The following is a 666-nucleotide window of genomic DNA, read 5'->3' as shown; positions in this document are numbered from 1 at the left end:
CCCGCACGCCGCCTACGCCACCGAGGCCGCCCGGGCCCGGGGCGCCCAGGGCGTGCTGGACGAGTTCAAGGCCATGGTCCGGGACCTGCACCGCGCCGGCCTCGAGGTCTACCTCGACGTCGTCTACAACCACACGGCCGAGGCGGGGCAGGACGAGCCAGCCTACTGCTGGCGGGGCCTCGGCGACGAGGCGTACTACCGGCACGGCGACGACGGCCGCTACGTGGACGTGACCGGGTGCGGCAACTCGGTGAACTTCGGCAACCCGCGCGTCGTGCAGATGGCCCTGGACTCCCTGCGCTACTGGGTCGAGCGCTGCCACGTGGACGGGTTCCGCTTCGACCTCGCCCCCGAGCTGGCCCGCGACGAGCGCCACCGGTTCACCCGCAACCACCCCTTCCTGGTGGCCGTCAACGCGGACCCGGCCCTGTTCGGCACCAAGCTCATCGCCGAGCCCTGGGACGTGGGCATGGGCGGATGGCAGACCGGGCACTTCCCCGAGGGGTGGGCCGACTGGAACGACCGCTTCCGGGACACCGTCCGCGACTTCTGGCTCACCGGCCCGCGCAGCATGAGCCTGGGCGGGGACGGGGGCAACGCCTCCCGGCTGGCGGGGGCGCTCGCCGGGTCCGCGGACCTGTTCGCCGCCTCCGGGCGCAGCCCCCT

1 protein-coding gene is annotated in these 666 nt (G+C 74.0%); it reads left to right on the top strand.

Annotation, left to right across the window (positions count from 1 at the left end; genetic code table 11):
- Positions 1 to 666 (top strand): alpha-amylase family protein (locus RCG67_RS16910; RefSeq protein ID WP_368827960.1); only part of this gene is annotated, 666 nt, incomplete at both ends.

It is taken from the genome of Kocuria cellulosilytica, from assembly GCF_040981245.1.
Classification (GTDB): domain Bacteria; phylum Actinomycetota; class Actinomycetes; order Actinomycetales; family Micrococcaceae; genus Kocuria; species Kocuria cellulosilytica.
The sequence above is the reverse complement of the archived record's forward strand: the minus strand, read 5'-3'. Positions and strand labels throughout refer to the sequence as shown.